Source organism: Kitasatospora misakiensis (assembly GCF_042656005.1).
Classification (GTDB): domain Bacteria; phylum Actinomycetota; class Actinomycetes; order Streptomycetales; family Streptomycetaceae; genus Kitasatospora; species Kitasatospora misakiensis.
The window spans coordinates 1-16,478 of record NZ_JBHSOF010000065.1 but is presented as its reverse complement, the minus strand read 5'-3'; the positions used below and the strand labels follow the sequence as shown (position 1 = coordinate 16,478).

Here is a 16,478-nt window from a genome sequence, read left to right as displayed (position 1 = left end):
CCCGGGACGAGAGGACGGCGTCACCGGACGTGCCGGAGGTGACCGAGATGGACGGACCCGCTTTGAGCGGACGGGAGCGGCGACTTCTCGACGAGATCGAGTGCGATCTCCGCCGGGACACCCGCCTCGACCGGCGGTTGAGCACCATGGGCGCCGCGGAGCGGCCGAGGCGGCTCTGGAACGCGCTGCGCGGCCTCGGCCACCGGCTGCCGACCGGTGTGCTGATGACGGCACTGGTGATGGCGGCGATCTGCCTCAGCATCGCGGTGCGCAGGCCGACCACCGTCGTGGCGATCGCCACGGCCGCCGTGTGGGTCGGCAGCGTCGCGCTCGCGGCCGGCCTGTCGGCCCTGCTGCGCCGCCACCGGCGGCACCGCGCGGAGCCGGTCGACGGCCTGCCGGACGGCGGCTACCGGGAGCCGGGCGCCCGGCGGCACCCGTCGTTCCCCGCGGATCCGGACCCCGGCCGGCACCCGGGCTGGGGCGCGTACCGGGACCGGGATGGTGAGCAGGGCGACGGCCGGGCCGACGACCAGGGCGACGAGCCCGGCGGACGGGGCCGCCGCGAACGCCGTCCGTGGGACCACCCGGAGGCGTGATGGCACTCGACCTGTGGGAGTACCGCCCGGGCTCCCATCATGCCGCCGACCTCACCCTGGTCGGCTACGACGTCGAGGCGACCGACGGTCCGCTCGGCCATGTCGACCAGGACGCCGGGGACCACCTGCTGGTGGACACCCGGCCGTGGGTGCCGGGCGCCCCGATCCTGGTCCCGGTCGGGCTGGTCGCCCGGATCGACCACCTGGAGCTGGTCGTCCACCTCGACTGCCCGCGCGCCCGGGTCCGTTCGGCCCCGCCGCCCTCCGCCGTCGATCGGACCGGCGGCGAGCCCGCAGGGCTGCGGGGCCGACGCGTCCACGGGGTCGAGGGGGCCCACCAGGTAGACGGGCCCGACGGGGACGCCAGGCGCGACGGGGTTCAGGGCCTGACGGCGGCGAGCCGTGCCGCCCTGGACGCCCACTACGCCCCGGGGGCCGCGCGCCGAACGGGGTGAAAGCCGATGCCACTGGTCGTCCTCACCGGCCGCACCGTCGCCTTCCTGGTCGCCCCCGAGGGCGCCGAGCAGGTGGAACTCACCGTCCCCTGGCAGGCCGTCGCCGAGGCGGGCGGCACCCCGCGGCTGGTGTCCACCCGGCCCGGACGCGTCCAGGCGTTCCGGCACCTGGACCGGGCGGACACCTTCCCGGTCGACGACGTGGTCGGCGTGGCGCACCGGGACGCCTACGACGCGCTGGTGCTGCCCGGCGGCGTCGCCAACCCCGACGCCCTGCGGCTCGACCGCGCCGCCGTCGCCTTCGTCCACGAGCTGTCCGCCACCGGTCGGCCGGTGGCGGTGATCTGCCACGGCGCGTGGACGCTCATCGAGGCGGACGCGGTGCGCGGACGCACCCTCACCTCCTGGCCGAGCATCCGCACCGACCTGGTGAACGCGGGCGCCTACTGGGTCGACGAGCCGGTCCACGTCTGCCGGGACGGCCCCGGCGTGCTGGTCTCCAGCCGCCGCCCGCGCGACCTGCCGTCCTTCACCGAGGCCCTGGTGACGGAGTTCGCGCACACCCGGCCGGCCGAGCACCCGCACCCGCCCTGGCCCGTCGCGCACGAGGCCGCCCCGTCCCGCCACACGACGGCGGAGTAGTGCCGTCGTCCTCCCGCCGTGGTCCCGCCGGGGAGCCGGTGGTCAGCCGAGGAACCGGTGGACCGGCGCGAGGGAGACCGGCAGGTCGTCGCCGACGTCGAACGTGTACACGTAGGTGACCGCGGTGCGCCGCCCCTCCGCCGGGTCGAGGAACCGGACCATGACGTCCTGGCAGTCCGAGCCCGCCCGGCAGTACGGAGTTCTGGCGACGGTGATCGAGTCGAGCGTGCAGAGCCGCTCCCCGGACCCGTCGGGGACCGGCCCGCCGGGGAGCAGGGCCTCGCCGAGCCGGTCGCCGGAGCAGAAGGCCAGCGTCCCGGCGTGGTTCAGGGCCCGCTCGGCGGCGCTCCGGCCGGGGTTGCGGAAGTGGAGGTACACCTTGTCCAGCAGCGCGCGGACGTGCTCGCCGGCGCGTTCGCGGTCGAGCGCTCCTCCTTCGACGGCCGCCCGTTCGACGACGTCCAGGGCCGCTGCGGTGAGCCGGGCTTCGGTCCACCGGGCGAGTCCGACGGTGCTCACCTCGACCACCGGCACGACCTGGCCGGAGAACAGCCAGGCGGACCGCCCGGTCAGCCGCCCCGGTACGGAGAGCCGGGTGACGCGGTCCGGGTCCCGGGCCGGGAGCGACCGGCCGAGCAGCGCGTCGTGCAGCGCCCGGTGGACGGGGTGTACCGGCGGGGCGGCGGCGATCCGGCGCAGCAGGTCGGGCGCGTTGGTGGGGTGGGTGAGTGCCTGCGCCAGGAGTTCGGCGCCGGGCCACTCCAGTCCGACGGTGGGCTCCGCCTCCAGGGCGTAGACCGGTGTGTTGCCGGTGCTGTCGACGGCGAGCGTCCAGATCAGCTTGTTCGAGGCCCACGGGGTGCGGACGAGGTGGTCGTGCAACTGCCGGGGGTCCTCGGGATCCGGGGGCGGCGCGCCCGGAGCGGTGTCCATCCGCAGGCGGAAGCCGTCCCGGCGGGCCTCCGACCCGAAGTCGACGCCGATCCGGCCGACCGCGTACACGGGCTCCATCGCGGTGCTGCTGGGTTCCGGGCCGGTGAGGTCCGGGTCGGTGGCGGGATTGCTGTCCATGGTGGGAGCCTCCTCGGGAGGGGTGCGGACGCCGGTCTCAGTCCCCGCGCAGCCGGACGAAGAGCGCCGTCGGGGGCCGGCCGGTCACGGTCACCTCGGCCCGCAGCGGGGCGGTCAGCGGCCGGACGTCGCCGTACTGCGGATCGTGGACCGGCGCGCCGAGCCGTCCGGCCGCCAGCTCCGCCACCTGCCGGGACTGGAACGGCGACAACGGCGGGGAGGAGAGCAGCACCCGCCCGTCGTCGAGTTCCAGGACCACCGCGCGCGGCCGGGAGGGCCGTCCGGTGACGGCGCGCACGGTCGCGTCCACGGTGTCGCCGCGCCGGTACTTCACCCAGACCCGCCCCGCCCCGCGCGGCCGGTACGCCGACCCGGCCGCCTTGCAGACCAGCCCCTCCACCCCGGTGTCGGCCAGCTGGTCCATCCAGGCCAGCGCCTCGGCCCGGTCGGTGGTCGCCAGCACCGGTTGGACCGGGGGCGGCACCTCGGCCAGCGCGGCCAGCAGCAGCCGTCGCCGGTCGGTCAGGGGCAGGCCCCGGACATCGCGGCCGGGCAGCGCGAGCACGTCGAAGGCGATCAACCCCAGCGCGACGTCCTCGGCGGCGCGGGCCTGCCGGGTCCGCAGCAACTCCTCGAAGGCGAACCGGCCGCCGCGCCAGGCGACCAGCTCCGCGTCCAGCACCAGCCCGGCGGGCAGCCGGGCGACGGCGGAGGCGATCGGCGGGAACTCGGCGGTGAAGTCCCGCCCGGAGCGGGACTGGAGGAACGGCGGGCGGGTCGGCCCCCGGGCGAAGGCCACGCAGCGGAAGCCGTCCAGCTTCAGCTCGTACAGCACCCCGCCGCCGCCGAGGCCGTCGGCCGGCGGCACGGCGGACACGGCGGCCGGGCGCATCACCTCCACCGGGGGTGACAGGACCACCGGGTCACGGCCCCCGGCCGGGGCGGCGGCGCCGGTGCCCCTTTCCGCATGGTCGCTGCCCGGGCGTTCCCCGACTGCGGGCGGCGTGGGGGGCGCGACCGGCGTCCGACCCGGCGCCCGGGGCGCGGTGGCGGCGGGCAACGGGTGGGCGCGCGCCGGGTCGAGCAGCGGTTCGAGCAGGTCGCCGCGGGCCGTCAGCCGCTCCGGCACCTCGGCGACGGTGAACGTCAGCTCCTCCGCCGACCCCGCCTCGTCCAGCTCCGCCCAGGACAACGGTGTCGACACCGTCGGCCGCTCCCGCGCCCGCACGGTGTACGGGGCGGCGGTGGTCTTCTTCGCCGCGTTCTGCGACCAGTCGACCAGCACCCGCCCGGTGCGGCGGGCCTTCGCCATGGTGTGCACGACCAGCTCCGGGTGGGCCGCCTCCAACTCGGCCGCCAGCGCCTTCGCATAGGCCGAGACCCGGGCACTCGGCGTGGGCTCCAGCGGCACCAGCAGATGGAGGCCCTTGCCGCCGGAGGTCTTCACCCACGCCTCCAGACCGTCCGCCGAGAGCCGTTCGCGCAGCATCCCGGCCACCGTGCGGCAGGTGAGGACGTCCGCCCCCGCACCCGGGTCGAGGTCCAGCACCAAGCGGTCGGCCAGCCCGGGCGCGGCGGCGTGCCACTGCGGCACGTGCAGTTCCAGACAGCCCAGGTTCACGACCGAGAGCAGCGCGGCGCCGTCCTCCAGCACCACCTGGCGCAGCTCACCGCTGCTGCTCGGCACCTCCACCGTGCGGACCCAGCCGGGCGTCCCGGGCGGCGGGTTCTTGGCCACGAACACCTCGGCCGCCACGCCGTCCGGGCAGCGCAGGAAGGACACCGGACGGTCGCGCAGGTGCGGCAGCAGGGCGGCGTGGACGGCGGCGTAGTAGCGCAGCACCTCGCCCTTGAGGGTGCCGGTCTGCGGGTAGTACACCTTGTCCAGATGCGAGAGCGCGAGAGTGCGCCCGTCGACCACCATCTGCGGCATCGCCGCCTCCGAGGCTGCGCACGTCCGGGACCCGGCCCGGGTCCACCGGGCCCGTCGTGGCCAGTCTGCCCGCGGCGAGGGCACGGCGCGAGCCGTCCCGGTGAGCGCTGCTGCGACCGGCCGGGTCACGGTCCGAGCAGGTCGAGCGCGGTGCGCACCAGTGCCTCGTCGGTGCCGGGATCGCGCCCGCCCGCCACACCGGACCGGAACAGCGAGGAGCCCTCGATCAGCATCACGAACACCCCGGCCCGGGCCCGCCGCACGTCCTCCGGGAGTTCGGGCCGACGCCGGGCGAGGAACGCGGCGACCTGTTCCCGGTAGTCGCCGTAGAACCCCCGAACGGCCGCCGCCACCGCCGCGTCCCGGGCCGCGAGCGCCCACACCTCGACGAACAGCCGCATCAGCCGGGCGTCCTCCTGCTCGGCCAGCAGCGCCGCGACCACCTGGGCGGCCCGGTCGCCGGCCCTGTCCTCCGGCGTGTCGGGCTCGGCGGCGAGCAACGGCGCCAGACGTTCCGCCGACCGCCGCAGCACCCGGTCCAGCACGGCCGCCACCAGCTCCGCATGGGTGGGGAAGTAGTACTGGAGGTGGCCCAGCCGGACCCCCGCCGCCGCGGCCACGGCCCGCATCGTCCACTCCGGCCCGCCCTCGGCGACCAGGACTTCCTCGGCCGCGTCCAGCAGAGCCTCCCGCCGCTCCGCCCCCTTCCGCCCCCGCCCCGGCGCCGCCCCGCCGGCGGCGGGCACGGGTGGTGAGGCGCCCCCGGCGGCCCGGGCGCGGTCCGTTGATGCGTCGGGTTCGGGTGCGGTGCTCATGCGGCAGCATCCAAGCTCGCGGCGGGGCGGATGTCGACCGTGACACCGTGCGCGGCGAGACCGGCCAGGACGTGGGCCGCCCGGGGCGTCTGCTCCGGGAAGGAGATGCCGGCCGGTGCCGCCGCCGCCCCGTCGGTGCCGAGCGCGCGGCGGAGGGCGAGCAGGCCGCCGACGGCGGTGAGGTGGGCCTGGCCCGCGCGGTCCGCGAGGATCGCGGTGAGCGCGCGACCCCCGTGCCCGACATCGACCCGCAGCAGTGCGGTGCCGCCCGCCCCGGGGGAGTACAGCAGCGCGCGGCGGGCGGACTGCCAGCGGTCGCCCCGGCCCCACCGGAAGAAGCCGGCGTGCTTGGCGGTCAGCAGGGCCCGGGTGCCGAGGCCGGAGCTGAAGCCGATCCGGGTGGTGGCGGTCGTGGTGCCGAGGGTGAGCGGAAGGGTGAACTGCTCGGGCGTGTCGATCCGGGCCACCCGGGTGGCGTACTCGCCGATCCGGACGGTGTGCGCGTCGCTCAGCGGGGTCACCGTGCGGCGCCGACCGTCGCGGATCACCTCGTAATCCAGCCCCAGCCGGTCCATGAACTCGACGGAGTCCGCGCCCGCCCGGTCGGCGAGGTCCCAGCGGATGGCGGTCTCGACCCGCTCCGCCCCGCCGAGCCGCTCCGCCAGCGCGGCCGCGACCAGGCCGACCACGCCGCCCATCCAGGCGGAGGAGAGCAGCACCGGCGCCGTCGGGCGCAGCAGCGCGGTCACCGTGGCGGCCCGCTGGAGCCGGACGGTCCAGCGGGTCACGTCCACGTACGGCACGCCGCCGAGGACGGCCGCCCGCAGGGCCCGGTCGTCGGGGTCGTTGACCACGCCGACGACGGCGCGCACCGCTGCGGTGAAGGGCGCCGGGTCGGCGAGGTCCCAGCGGCGGACGGCGGCGTGCGGGGCGCCGCCGAGTTCGCGGACGAGGGCCGCCCCGCGCTGCTCGGACCGGCCGGTGAGCAGGACGGGGTGCTCGGCCGCGACCATCCGGGCGAGTTCGCCGCCGACCGTCCCGTACCCGCCGACCAGCAGGACCGGTCCCCCGGGGTCGTGGGTGAGCGCGTCGGCGTCGGTAGCGGCGGGGGTGTTCTTGGAGGCGGTCATGGAAGGAAAAATAGGTCAGGTGACCTAAAAATCGCGTCAAGGCGGCGAGTCAGCGCCCCCGGCCGGTCACCAGGGCGTGCGCGTCCGCGACCAGGTCCTCGATCCGCTCCCAGTCCACCGGCGGGACGTCGAGGCGGACGCCGATCCAACCCCGGTGGCCGACGTAGGGCGGGCGGAAGAAGCGCTCCGGCTCCTCGGTGACCAGGAACTCCTGCGCGCCGGCCGCCGCCGGGCACCAGAACGCGAGGCGGTCGTCGTGGTGGTGGTCCGCGAGCATCACGAACACCCGCGCCCGGCGGCCCGCGCCCGGCGGCCCGCGCCCGGCGGCCCGGGCCCGGCGGCCCGGGCCCGCGAACCAGGTCGGCTCGCCGTGGCTGACCCGCTCCGCCACCTCGGGCAGCGCCAGGCAGACGGCCCGCAGCCGGTCCAGGGCCGGCGCTCCGTCGGGCGCCGCTCCGTCGGTCGGCGTCTCGGCCTTTCGTTCGGAGGAGCCCACAGCTCAGCCCGCCGAGGGCCGAGGAGCACCCGGATAGGTGCCGAAGTACCAGCGGTTGCCCTCAGGGTCGGCGGCGGCGAAGTCGCGCGAGCCGTAGTCCGTGTCGAACGGCGCGGTGGTGATCCGCGCCCCGGCGGCGACCGCCCGCGCGTGCAGGCCGTCCGGGTCCGCCGTCACCACATAGGCGGTGAACGTCCCGGGACCGCCCGGCCAGGGCTCACCGCCCTCGGGCGCCGGCCGGTCGGAGCCCAGCATGATCCCGCCGCCCTCCGGCCACGCCAGCTCGGCATGGGCCACGAACTCGCCCTCGCCGTAGGCGACGACCTCCTCGAAGCCGAACGCCTCCGACAGGAAGCGGATCAGCGCCCGGGCGTCGCGGGCCCGCAGACTGGGCCAGACCTGCGGAGCCGGCGGGTTCGCGCTGTCATTGCTCGCTCTGTCACTGCTATTGGTGCCTGCGGCATCGGGGGCCATGGCCGCTACCTCCTCGGATCGTGGCGACCGGCCCGGATGGGGCCCGGCCGGTCCGCCGTCATGCCTCCCACTCTGGCCCGGGCCCGGTGGCCTCGCCTTGGAAGTTTCGGAACTTCGCCGCGTCCGGCCCCTCCTCGGCGAGCCAGACCGTCGGCGCGCACCCCGCCAGCGTGCGGAACTCGCGTGCGAGGTGGGCCTGGTCGAAGTACCCGCAGCACGCCGCGAGCTCCGCCAAGCGGGGAACCGGACCGGGCGCGGCCAGCACCCGCCGGGCCCGGTCGAACCGGATCACCCGGGCGGCGGCCTTCGGGGTGAGGCCGGTCTCCCGGCGGAACCGGTCCTGCAGGTGCCGGCCGCTCCACCCGGCCTCCCGGGCGAGCGCGGCCACCGGCAGCGCCCCACCGCTGCGCCGGAGCGCGTACCAGGCCCGCACCACCTCCGGCGGCACCCGGCCGGACGGCTGCGCGAGCCGCAGCAGTTCGCCGTCCAGCGCCGCGAACCGCTCCGGCCAGGTGGGTGCCTGCCGCACGGCCTCCTGGAGCCGTTCCGCCACCGCTCCGAGCACCGCCTCCGCCGGGACGTCCAACTCGGCCAGTTCCCCGGCCGGCAGCCCGAACAGCGCCCGCGCCGCCAGCGGGTGGACGGCGACCTGGATGCCGGACTGCCGACCGTCGTGGCTGATCAGCGCCGGCGCCGTGTGCAGACCGCCGAGCAGCGTGACGAACCGGCCGGGTGCTTGCGCCGGGTCCGGGTGGCCCGCCATGGTGAGCGGCTCGTCCAGGGTCAGGATGAACGTCAGGTACGGGGACGGCAGGCCCCGGTGCAGGGCGGGCGGCAGGCCACGCTGGCGGTAACCCGAGTACCAGGCCACATAGGGGCGCAGCGCCGTCGCGGGCCGCACCCGGACCGCCTCGTCGACCAACTCGTCGACCAGCTCGGGTGCGACCGTCACCTCGCCGGGCACTGCGGCGAACTGCTCCGTCACGCCCCCAGTATCGTCCGGCGGAACCCTCGGCGGAGGCGTCCCCGGACGTCTCCCCGGACGCCTTCCCGCGTCTCGAACCGTAACCGCGCGTAGCCGCCGGCGGGGATCCGCTCGCGGACCGTCGGCACCGTGCATAGGGTGGGCGCACCGGAACACCCGGTGCTCGGGGGGAGACCCTGAGGAGGAGTCCCCATGACTACTGCCCGCGAGATCATGCACACCGGCGCCCAGTGTGTCGCTGCCGACCAGAGCCTCGCCGATGCCGCCCGGATGATGCGCGACATGAACGTCGGTGCGCTCCCGATCTGCGGCGACGACCAGAAGCTGAAGGGCATCATCACCGACCGCGACATCATCGTTCGATGTATCGCCGAGGGGCGGGACCCGGCCACCATGAAGGCCATGGAACTGGCCGGCCACCTGCACTGCGTCCACGCCGACGACACCATGGACGCCGTGCTCCACAAGATGGAGCAGCACCAGATCCGCCGCATCCCGGTCATCGACAATGACCGCCTGGTCGGCATGATCAGCGAAGCCGACCTGGCAATGGGCCACCGCGACGGCCAGCGCCTGACGGACCAGCAGATCATCGACTTCATGGACAGCGTCTACATGAAGCGGTGACCCCACCAGGGACCTGAGAGTCGGTCCGCCGGCCTCGTCCCGTGAGGACCCTCGCGCCAACCCACGCGAGGGTCCTCACCGTGGGCGCCCGAACCCGAATCCGCGCCCGTCCCCGGCCTCGGTGGGAGCGGCGATCGGACCGGGGTGCTCGGTGATCGAATGATCGGGCTGTGTGCGGATCAATCGGTCATGATGCGTGGTCTTCCAGCAGATCCGTTCAAGTTCCGCCTGGTCCGCGGATGCGGGGTGTGCAGCCGCTTTCCTGTTCCCGAACAGGCCTTGAGGCCCGGACCGACGGTCGGCCCGGGGGTTGGGGCGGGACGGAAGACACATGGTCGGGATCGACGGCGGCGGTCGCGCTGATGCGTACGATGATGCGCCGAGCCCCCAGGCCCACCAGGACCCTCCCGAGGCCGTGGTCGGGGGCCTCACGGCGGACACCTCGCTGCCCAACGACCTGGTCGCGCTGATGGTGATGCACGGCGAGGCGTACTGGAAGTACGCGCACCTGCACCTCGGCGACGCCGGTGCCACCGACGGCCTGGTCGACGACGTCTTCGCGGACCTCGCCACCCACTGGGACTTGGTGCTGCGCCAGGAGAACGTGGGGGAGTTCTGCTGGGGTGTGCTGCGGGCGACGGTCGACGACGCCCTGGAGCGACTCGGCCGGCCGTCGGCCTTCACGACCGCCGCGTTCGCCTTCGCCAAGGCCGACGCCCTGGAGGCGTTCCGGGCGCTGGAGAGCGGGATCGGCCTGTTCGCGGCGATCGGCGACCTGCCGGAGAGACAGCACGACGTGGTCGTCCTGACCTACGTGCTCGACTACCCGATCGTCACCGCCGCACGGATCATGGGGATCACCAAGGGCGGCGTGTACAGCCTGCGCCGTGACGCCCGCCGCCAACTGGCCTCGGTGCTGGGTCTGGACGAACAGAGCGCCGAGAAGGCGGAGGAACAGTGATCGACATCCACGGCGCCGTCGACACACCGACCGACTCCGTCCGCGGGGCCGCGCACCCGGGACCGGCCTGGGCACCGCTCGCGGACGCCCGCCTGCCGGCCGAGGGCCGGAGCCGGGCCTCCGCCTCCCTGGACGACGCGCCGACGCGGATCGCGGCACGCCTCGCGCTGCGGACCGGCGCGGAGCCCTCGCGGTCGGTGGCGGCGCGTCTGGACCGCACGCGATTCGAGCTGCTGGCGCTCTGCCACCTCGTGGTGGAGGACGCCCGGGCACCGCGGTGGATCGCGGCACTTGCCGACACCCCGGCGATCGAACCGCACGGTGCGCTCGTCCTCGGCGCGTTGTGCCACCTCGCCGTCCACGAGGGCGACGACGAGGACGGCGCGACGATCCGCCGGTCACTGGCGGACGGGCCCCGGACATGGTGGCAACTGGCCGCCGGAGCCGGATCCTTCCAGGCCGCCTACGCCCTCGCCCTGCTGTCCGCAGGCCGCGGCGACCAACGGGAGGCACGGCACTGGCAGGACCAGGCCGGCCAGCTCGTGGGCCTCCAGGACATCCGTTCGGCGGTCCTCGCCGCCCACGACGGCTTCCAACCCACCCACGGCCTCTGCGCCGGCGTCCGCCAGGCCCTGGCGGCCCTGCCAACCACCCGCGACCCGGACTTCGGCCGCACCCCCGCCATCGACCCCGCCCCCCTCGCCGGAGCAGTCCACCGCCACCACACCGGCCCCTGCTGCCGCCCCGCCCTGCCATAGCCGCCCCGCCGGGGACGGGAACTGCCGATCGGCACATGGCGGTGAGGCTCTGCCCGTGGGCATCCCTGACTTTCGGCATGTCTTTCGACTCGGGAGGGGAGGCGGCCGGCAATCCGGGTACGGTCTCCGGCGTGACCGGGGTGGGCCCGGTCGGGGCGGCGGGGAGGATGGATGGAACAGCGTGCAGTGCGATTGATTCCGCCCGTGCTCTGCACGGTGGTCCTGGTCGGTGGCCTCTACCATGCGGCGGTCGCCGTCGAGGAGTTCGGCGGGGCCCGGCTCACGGTCTTCGCCGCGGGGATGCTGGCGCTGCTCGCGCTGGAGGCACCGGGTCCGGGTCGGGCGCCGGCCGACCGGCTGCCCGCGGTGCCGCTGCTGGTCGCGCGGGGTGTGCTGTTCACGGCGGTCGCGGTGGTGGACGGCTCAGGGGTGGCGTGGGCGCTGTTCGTCCTGGTGCCGTTCACCGCCTATCCGGCGCTCGGGAGGCGGGTCGCGCTCGGCTGCGCCGCCGGGTGCGTCGGGTTGCTGACGGTGGGCCTGACCGTCCTGGTGCCGGAGTGGTGGGTGCGGTCGGTGTACGTGTCGGGCGTGCTGGTGTTCGGACTCGGGATGGTCCTGGCGCTGTCGTTGGCCGGGGTGGCGGTGCGGGAGCGGGAGGCGCGGGCGCGGCTGGAGGAGTCGCACGAGCGGCTGGCGAGGTACGCGGAGCGCGTCGCCGAACTGTCGGCGGCGGAGGACCGGGGTGGAGTGGGCCGGGAGGCACGTGCCTCCCGGCCGCCCATAACTCCGAGCGGGCACGCCCACGGTCACCCATGAGTCGCGCCCGCGGGGGTCAGCAGGTGAGTACCGGGGCGGCCCAGTCGGCGTGGTCGCTGGTGGTGCCGTCGCCGCCGTCCGTCACCACGAGCCGCAGCGAACCCCGGCCCTGCGCCTCGGCGTCGATGCCGACGTCGGTGCGGAGCGTGGAGCAGGAGCCGCCGAGGTAGTAGACGATCTCGCTGAAGGCGTTGACGCCCAGACCCTTGGCGTACGACAACTCCTTCTGGCAGAACGTCGCCCAGGGTTCCCTGCTGGTGGTCGCGGTGGTCATCCAGCTGTCCCGCTCCGGCGAGCGCGCGGTCGGCCTGCCCGGGTAGCACCCGCAGGATCCGCTCCGGCGCGGCGTGTACGGGACCGGCCCGGCGGGCAGGTGTCCGGTCGTGGCGGGTGACCGCCCGGGTGCGGGCCGTTCGGCTCCGACCGGTGGGTCACCGTCCGCCGACGGGACGGGAGGGCGCGGCGGTGACCAGGAAGTGGACCGGGGTGTCGCTGGACGAGGTGCGGCTCGACGTGGCCGGGATCGGCGGCGCGAGGTACCGGCCGGACCCCTCGGTGGTGCTGCCGGAGCACGTGGCGGTGTACCGGATACTGGACGGCCGGGGCGAGCCGCTGCCCTGTTCGCCGGCCGAGCACGAACGCTGGGAAGTCGCCGCCCTCGCCTGCCTGGCGCGGCTGTCCCGGGCGCTGGAGGACTTCTACTGGGCGCACGGCGGCACCATGATCGAGATCGATCTCGCCACCGGCCGGGGCTCCCGGTACGGCATCGTCCGTCCGCGCCGCCTGCCCGGGTGGGAACGGCGGGTCACCGAACGGTCGGCGCGCGCCCAGCAGATCCTGGCGCTGGAGGTGGCGCGGGCCACCGAGGAGTACCGGCCGGTGCGGGAGGAGGTCGCGCTGAGGGTGGCCGAGGCGAGTGCGGCCCGCCGGGCGGCACTGGAGGCCGAGGCGCGGGTGACCCGGCACCGTCGGGCCGTCCTCGACGAGCTGGCCCTCCGCCGGGTCTGGCGGTACCGGGCGGCCGGGGCGGGGGAGCCGGTCCTCGTCCGGCGCGTCGATCTGCCGGACACGTCCGACACGCCGGATGCCGGGGAGGATCAGCTGCCGGACGGCCGGGAGCCGCTGACCGGGCGTGAGTTGGCGGAGGCGCTGAACGCCCTGACGACCCAGGCCGCCGAGAGCCCCGTGGAGCTGCGCTGGGACGAGCGCGCCAGGGCAGCGACGGAGGCGGACTGCCTGGCCCGGGAGGTGCGCATCACCTTCCTGGAGTGGTGGTGCGATCTGGCCGGCAGCCGCTGGCTGGCCGGTCCGGAGGGTCCCCGGGCGGTCTTCGTGCCGCCGGGGACGCGCAGCTCCGGCCCCCGGCAGACCTACGGCGGCACCGGGATGGGCGGCACCGGAGGGTTCGGGGGCGGCCACTCCTGGGGAGGGTTCGGCGGCTACTGACCTGGCTACCGGGGCTGGCTTCTGCCTGGTGGTGAAGCGATTCTGAACCCTGTCGTGATGTGTGCGTTCGCAGCCTCCCGCACTGTTGTCAGTGCCCTCGGCTAGGTTGATCGTCATGCAGCTCCGGTACTCCTTCCGCCTCTACCCGAACGGGCCTCAGCGTTCGGCGCTGGCCCGCGCGTTCGGGTGTGCGCGGGTGGCGTACAACGACGGCTTGCGGGCCCGTGAGGAAGCCCGCGCGGCAGGGCTGCCGTTCGTCCCGTCCGGGGTGTTGTCGAAGGCGCTGACGGAGGCGAAGAGAACCGAGGCCCGTTCCTGGCTCGGTGAGGTGTCCGCCGTGGTCCTGCAACAGTCGTTGCGGGACCTGGACACCGCGTACCGCAACCTCTTCGACGGACTCAAGGGAAAGCGCCCCCGCATGGGTGCGCCCCGGTTCAAGAGCCGCAAGGACACCCGGCAGGCGATCCGCTTCACCGCGAACGCCCGCTGGAAGATCACGCCGGGCGGTGACCTCACGTTGCCGAAGATCGGTGACGTGCGGGTGAAGTGGTCCCGCGTGCTGCCGTCGGTGCCGTCCACGGTGACCGTGGTCAAGGACGCCGCCGGACGGTACTTCGCCTCGTTCGTGGTGGAGACCGACCCGGCCGCCGACCTTGCCCGGATGCCGGAATCGGACACCATGGTCGGTATCGACCTCGGACTGACCCACTTCGCCGTCCTGTCCGACGGCCGGAGGATCGACAGTCCGAGGTTCCTGCGCCGCGCGGAGAAGAAGCTCAAGCGCGCACAGCGGGCCCTGTCCCGCAAGGCCAAGGGCGGCAAGAACCGCGAGAAGGCCCGTCGCAAGGTCGCTCGCAACCACGCACGGGTGGCCGACGCCCGGCGCGAGTTCCACCACCAGCTCTCCACCGAACTGATCCGCGAGAACCAAGCGATCGCGGTGGAGGACCTGGCGGTCAAGGGACTCGCCCGCACCAGGCTGGCCAAGTCCGTGCACGACGCCGGATGGTCGGCGTTCGTCACCATGCTGGAGTACAAGGCCGCCAAGTACGGCCGGACCCTGATCCGGATCGGCCGGTTCGAGCCGACCAGTCAGGTGTGTTCCCACTGCGGCGTCAAGGACGGCCCCAAGCCGCTGAACGTCCGCGTCTGGCAGTGCCAGGCGTGCGGATGGTGGCTGGACCGGGACATCAACGCCGCCGTCAACATAGCCAAGGCCGCCGGACTGGCGGTATCAGCCTGTCGAGCGCGGGTAAGACCGGTACGTGTACCGGCACGGCGCGAAGAAGCAGGAACCCACCGAGACGGTCAGACGACCGTGGTAGGAATCCCCGCCCCTTAGGGCGGGGAGCGGAAGTCAATGACCCGGCTACCGACCCGCGCGACGGGTCGTCAGGCCTCCGGGACCGGGGCGACGACGAGTTCCCCGACGGCCTCCGCCAGGGCCGCCCGGGCCTGGGCGTTCAGCGCCGAATCGGTGACGAACACGTCGATCTCGTCGAGCGCGGCGAACCCGCTGAGTGCGACCACACCCCACTTGGTGTGGTCGGCCACCACGGCGACCCGGCGCGCGGAGGCGACGAGGGTCCGGTTGGTCTGCGCCTCGGCGAGGTTGGGCGTGGTCAGACCGGCCTTCTCGGAGACCCCGTGGGCCCCCAGGATCAGCAGGTCGACGTGGAGGGAGCGGACCGCCTGGTCGGCCAGCGGGCCGACCAGTGCCGCCGAGGGCGTGGGCGAGCCACCGGTCAGCAGCAGCGAGGGCGCGCCCGCCCCGTACTCCTCGCCCGCCGAGCGGATCAGCTCCGCGACCGGCAGTGAGTTGGTGACGACGGTCAGGCGGGGGATGTGCAGCAGCCGTGCCGCGACCGCGTAGGCGGTGGTGCCCGCCGCGACGGCGACCACGCTGCCCGGCTCGACCAGGGTGGCGGCGGCCTCGGCCACGGCGGCCTTCGCGGTCGACTCCAGGCTCGACTTGGCCTCGAAACCCGGCTCGTCGATCGCGGTGCCCGAGGCCGCGACGGCGCCGCCGTGCACCTTCTTGACCACGCCCGAACGCTCCAGGGCGTCGAGATCGCGCCGCACGGTCATGTCCGACACGCCCAACTGGTCGACCAGCTCGGCGACGCGCACGGCTCCGCTGCGGCGCACCATCTCGGCGATCATCGCCTGCCGCTGGTGGGCCAGCAGCCCGGTGTCAGCCACAGATGCACTCCCCTCGTCCCTCATCCTGGTACGCCATCAGACCCGACAGTCCGTAAAGGATACTGGCCGACCGCATACGGCCGACTGCCGCGTCCGGAGCCGGCACGCACCGGATGTCCGGCGGGGCAGGGATCTACGCCGGGCGGGCCCGGTGGTGGTGCAGGTGGAGGTCGCGGAGCAGGGCGATCTCCGCGCCGTGGTGGAGGAGCTCCTGGTTGACCCACCACACGACGTCGACGAAGCGCTCCTCCGCATCGCCGCCGTACGGGTACGCGCTGTGCCCGACGGTGTCGAGTACGGCGTCGTCGGCGGTGAGCAGGGTCGCCCGCCAGGCGTCCGCGGCGGCGTCGAAGGCCTTGAGTGCGGTGGTCGCGTCGCCGGGCACCGGGAAGTCCTCCCTGGTCAGGGTGCGGGTGCCGGTGGTGTGGTCGGCGCGTAGCGCCAGCAGTTCGGTGAGGTGGGTCAGGCGCCAGGCCAGCGTGGTGAACGGCGGCGGCACCGGATGCGGGTGCGGCGCGGCGTCCCGGCCCCACGGGCCGGAGCCGTCCAGGCGGGTGGCCCGCTCGCCGGGGCCGTCCGCGTGCCGCCGGACCGACCAGCAGTCGGGGACCGGCTCCCAGAGGTACTCCTCGTCGGTCAGCGGACCGACCGGGACGTCGGTGCCGTTGCCGCTGTCCACCACGGGCCCGGCCAGCCGGTCGGCGAGGCGCTTGCGTCCAAAGTCGAAGGTGTCGAGCAAGGGGACCAGTCGGGCCGGCAGGGTCATCGGGACGCTCCTTCGGTGGCCCGGATGCGGGCGCGCGCGGGCGGCGCCGGACGTCCCCGGCCCGCTCGCCCGCACCCTGCCACACCGGTGATCGTCCGGCCACGCCTTTTCCACCGGCCCGGGGAGGCCGGGACGTGCCTGGCCGGGGAACGCACGACGCCGCTGGACGCCGGGTGGGCCCTTGGTGGGCTTGGCCGGGTGCAGCGGCGTGTGTCGTGGTGCGTCCCCGGGGTTCGGGGCGGGGGTGTTACTTGGTGAGGCCGGCCTTGACGGAGCAGACGGGCCAGGCGCCGGGGCCCTGG

The 16,478-nt window shown here is 74.8% G+C and carries 19 protein-coding genes; 9 read left to right on the top strand and 10 right to left on the bottom strand.

Features of this window, described 5'->3' with window-relative positions:
* Positions 1 to 47: 47 nt before the first annotated feature.
* Genes ACFP3U_RS32725 through ACFP3U_RS32715 form a run of 3 tightly spaced genes read left to right on the top strand, consistent with a single transcriptional unit; the run spans position 48 to position 1,696 of the window.
* The gene (locus tag ACFP3U_RS32725) at positions 48 to 599 is read left to right on the top strand and encodes a DUF3040 domain-containing protein (RefSeq protein ID WP_380229381.1); all 552 of its coding nucleotides are present in this window, start codon (positions 48 to 50) and stop codon (positions 597 to 599) included.
* Positions 599 to 1,054, top strand: coding sequence for a hypothetical protein (locus ACFP3U_RS32720; RefSeq protein ID WP_380229380.1), 456 nt, complete (start codon positions 599 to 601; stop codon positions 1,052 to 1,054). The genes ACFP3U_RS32725 and ACFP3U_RS32720 overlap by 1 nt, the downstream gene beginning before the upstream one ends.
* A 6-nt stretch (positions 1,055 to 1,060) precedes the next feature.
* Complete coding sequence (locus ACFP3U_RS32715) at positions 1,061 to 1,696, top strand: type 1 glutamine amidotransferase domain-containing protein (RefSeq protein ID WP_380229378.1); 636 nt, start codon at positions 1,061 to 1,063, stop codon at positions 1,694 to 1,696.
* Positions 1,697 to 1,738: 42 nt separating this feature from the next.
* Here ACFP3U_RS32715 and ACFP3U_RS32710 read toward each other — a convergent pair whose 3' ends face one another.
* From ACFP3U_RS32710 to ACFP3U_RS32680, 7 genes are all read right to left on the bottom strand, one after another.
* Positions 1,739 to 2,767: a cyanobactin maturation protease PatG family protein gene (locus ACFP3U_RS32710; RefSeq protein WP_380229377.1), complete on the bottom strand. Its 1,029-nt coding sequence runs from the start codon at positions 2,765 to 2,767 to the stop codon at positions 1,739 to 1,741.
* A 37-nt stretch (positions 2,768 to 2,804) separates the two neighbouring features.
* Complete coding sequence (gene ligD / locus ACFP3U_RS32705; RefSeq protein WP_380229376.1) at positions 2,805 to 4,700, bottom strand: non-homologous end-joining DNA ligase; 1,896 nt, start codon at positions 4,698 to 4,700, stop codon at positions 2,805 to 2,807.
* Positions 4,701 to 4,825: 125 nt separating this feature from the next.
* Positions 4,826 to 5,515: a TetR family transcriptional regulator gene (locus tag ACFP3U_RS32700; protein WP_380229375.1), complete on the bottom strand. Its 690-nt coding sequence runs from the start codon at positions 5,513 to 5,515 to the stop codon at positions 4,826 to 4,828.
* The gene (locus ACFP3U_RS32695) at positions 5,512 to 6,645 is read right to left on the bottom strand and encodes a saccharopine dehydrogenase family protein (protein ID WP_380229374.1); all 1,134 of its coding nucleotides are present in this window, start codon (positions 6,643 to 6,645) and stop codon (positions 5,512 to 5,514) included. Before ACFP3U_RS32695 ends, ACFP3U_RS32700 begins: the two co-directional genes overlap by 4 nt.
* A gap of 49 nt (positions 6,646 to 6,694) precedes the next feature.
* Positions 6,695 to 7,141 carry an MmcQ/YjbR family DNA-binding protein gene (locus ACFP3U_RS32690; RefSeq protein ID WP_380229373.1) on the bottom strand — a complete coding sequence of 149 codons (447 nt, stop codon included), beginning with the start codon at positions 7,139 to 7,141 and terminating at the stop codon, positions 6,695 to 6,697.
* Positions 7,142 to 7,144: 3 nt separating this feature from the next.
* The gene (locus ACFP3U_RS32685; RefSeq protein ID WP_380229372.1) at positions 7,145 to 7,615 is read right to left on the bottom strand and encodes a VOC family protein; all 471 of its coding nucleotides are present in this window, start codon (positions 7,613 to 7,615) and stop codon (positions 7,145 to 7,147) included.
* A 58-nt stretch (positions 7,616 to 7,673) separates the two neighbouring features.
* Positions 7,674 to 8,600 carry a helix-turn-helix domain-containing protein gene (locus ACFP3U_RS32680; protein ID WP_380229371.1) on the bottom strand — a complete coding sequence of 309 codons (927 nt, stop codon included), beginning with the start codon at positions 8,598 to 8,600 and terminating at the stop codon, positions 7,674 to 7,676.
* A 192-nt stretch (positions 8,601 to 8,792) separates the two neighbouring features.
* On the opposite strand from ACFP3U_RS32680, the gene ACFP3U_RS32675 reads away from it, so the two are divergent.
* The 4 genes from ACFP3U_RS32675 to ACFP3U_RS32660 all read left to right on the top strand — a co-directional run bounded on the left by ACFP3U_RS32675 (position 8,793) and on the right by ACFP3U_RS32660 (position 11,762).
* A complete protein-coding gene (locus tag ACFP3U_RS32675; RefSeq protein ID WP_380229370.1) occupies positions 8,793 to 9,227 on the top strand; it encodes a CBS domain-containing protein in 435 nt (144 codons plus the stop codon).
* 331 nt (positions 9,228 to 9,558) lie between these two features.
* Positions 9,559 to 10,188 (top strand): sigma-70 family RNA polymerase sigma factor, encoded by a 630-nt coding sequence (locus ACFP3U_RS32670; RefSeq protein ID WP_380229369.1) that lies wholly within the window; start codon positions 9,559 to 9,561, stop codon positions 10,186 to 10,188.
* Positions 10,185 to 10,946 (top strand): hypothetical protein, encoded by a 762-nt coding sequence (locus ACFP3U_RS32665; RefSeq protein WP_380229368.1) that lies wholly within the window; start codon positions 10,185 to 10,187, stop codon positions 10,944 to 10,946. Before ACFP3U_RS32670 ends, ACFP3U_RS32665 begins: the two co-directional genes overlap by 4 nt.
* A 171-nt stretch (positions 10,947 to 11,117) precedes the next feature.
* On the top strand, positions 11,118 to 11,762 hold the full coding sequence (locus ACFP3U_RS32660) for a hypothetical protein (RefSeq protein WP_380229367.1): 645 nt from the start codon (positions 11,118 to 11,120) through the stop codon (positions 11,760 to 11,762).
* A 16-nt stretch (positions 11,763 to 11,778) separates the two neighbouring features.
* Here the strand turns inward: ACFP3U_RS32660 and ACFP3U_RS32655 are convergent, their stop codons facing one another.
* Positions 11,779 to 11,982 (bottom strand): NPCBM/NEW2 domain-containing protein, encoded by a 204-nt coding sequence (locus tag ACFP3U_RS32655; protein WP_380229366.1) that lies wholly within the window; start codon positions 11,980 to 11,982, stop codon positions 11,779 to 11,781.
* 245 nt (positions 11,983 to 12,227) lie between these two features.
* Between ACFP3U_RS32655 and ACFP3U_RS32650 the strand changes: the two genes are divergently transcribed.
* Together ACFP3U_RS32650 and ACFP3U_RS32645 are read left to right on the top strand one after the other, a co-directional pair.
* Positions 12,228 to 13,208 (top strand): hypothetical protein, encoded by a 981-nt coding sequence (locus tag ACFP3U_RS32650; RefSeq protein ID WP_380229365.1) that lies wholly within the window; start codon positions 12,228 to 12,230, stop codon positions 13,206 to 13,208.
* A gap of 115 nt (positions 13,209 to 13,323) precedes the next feature.
* Entirely contained in the window at positions 13,324 to 14,550 is a 1,227-nt protein-coding gene (locus tag ACFP3U_RS32645) for an RNA-guided endonuclease InsQ/TnpB family protein (protein WP_380229401.1), read from the top strand.
* Positions 14,551 to 14,600: 50 nt separating this feature from the next.
* On the opposite strand, the gene ACFP3U_RS32640 is transcribed toward ACFP3U_RS32645, so the two are convergent.
* Positions 14,601 to 15,371, bottom strand: a complete 771-nt coding sequence (locus ACFP3U_RS32640) for a DeoR/GlpR family DNA-binding transcription regulator (RefSeq protein ID WP_380229400.1) — start codon at positions 15,369 to 15,371, stop codon at positions 14,601 to 14,603.
* A gap of 172 nt (positions 15,372 to 15,543) precedes the next feature.
* Positions 15,544 to 16,176: a DinB family protein gene (locus ACFP3U_RS32635; protein ID WP_380229364.1), complete on the bottom strand. Its 633-nt coding sequence runs from the start codon at positions 16,174 to 16,176 to the stop codon at positions 15,544 to 15,546.
* Positions 16,177 to 16,478: the final 302 nt, after the last annotated feature.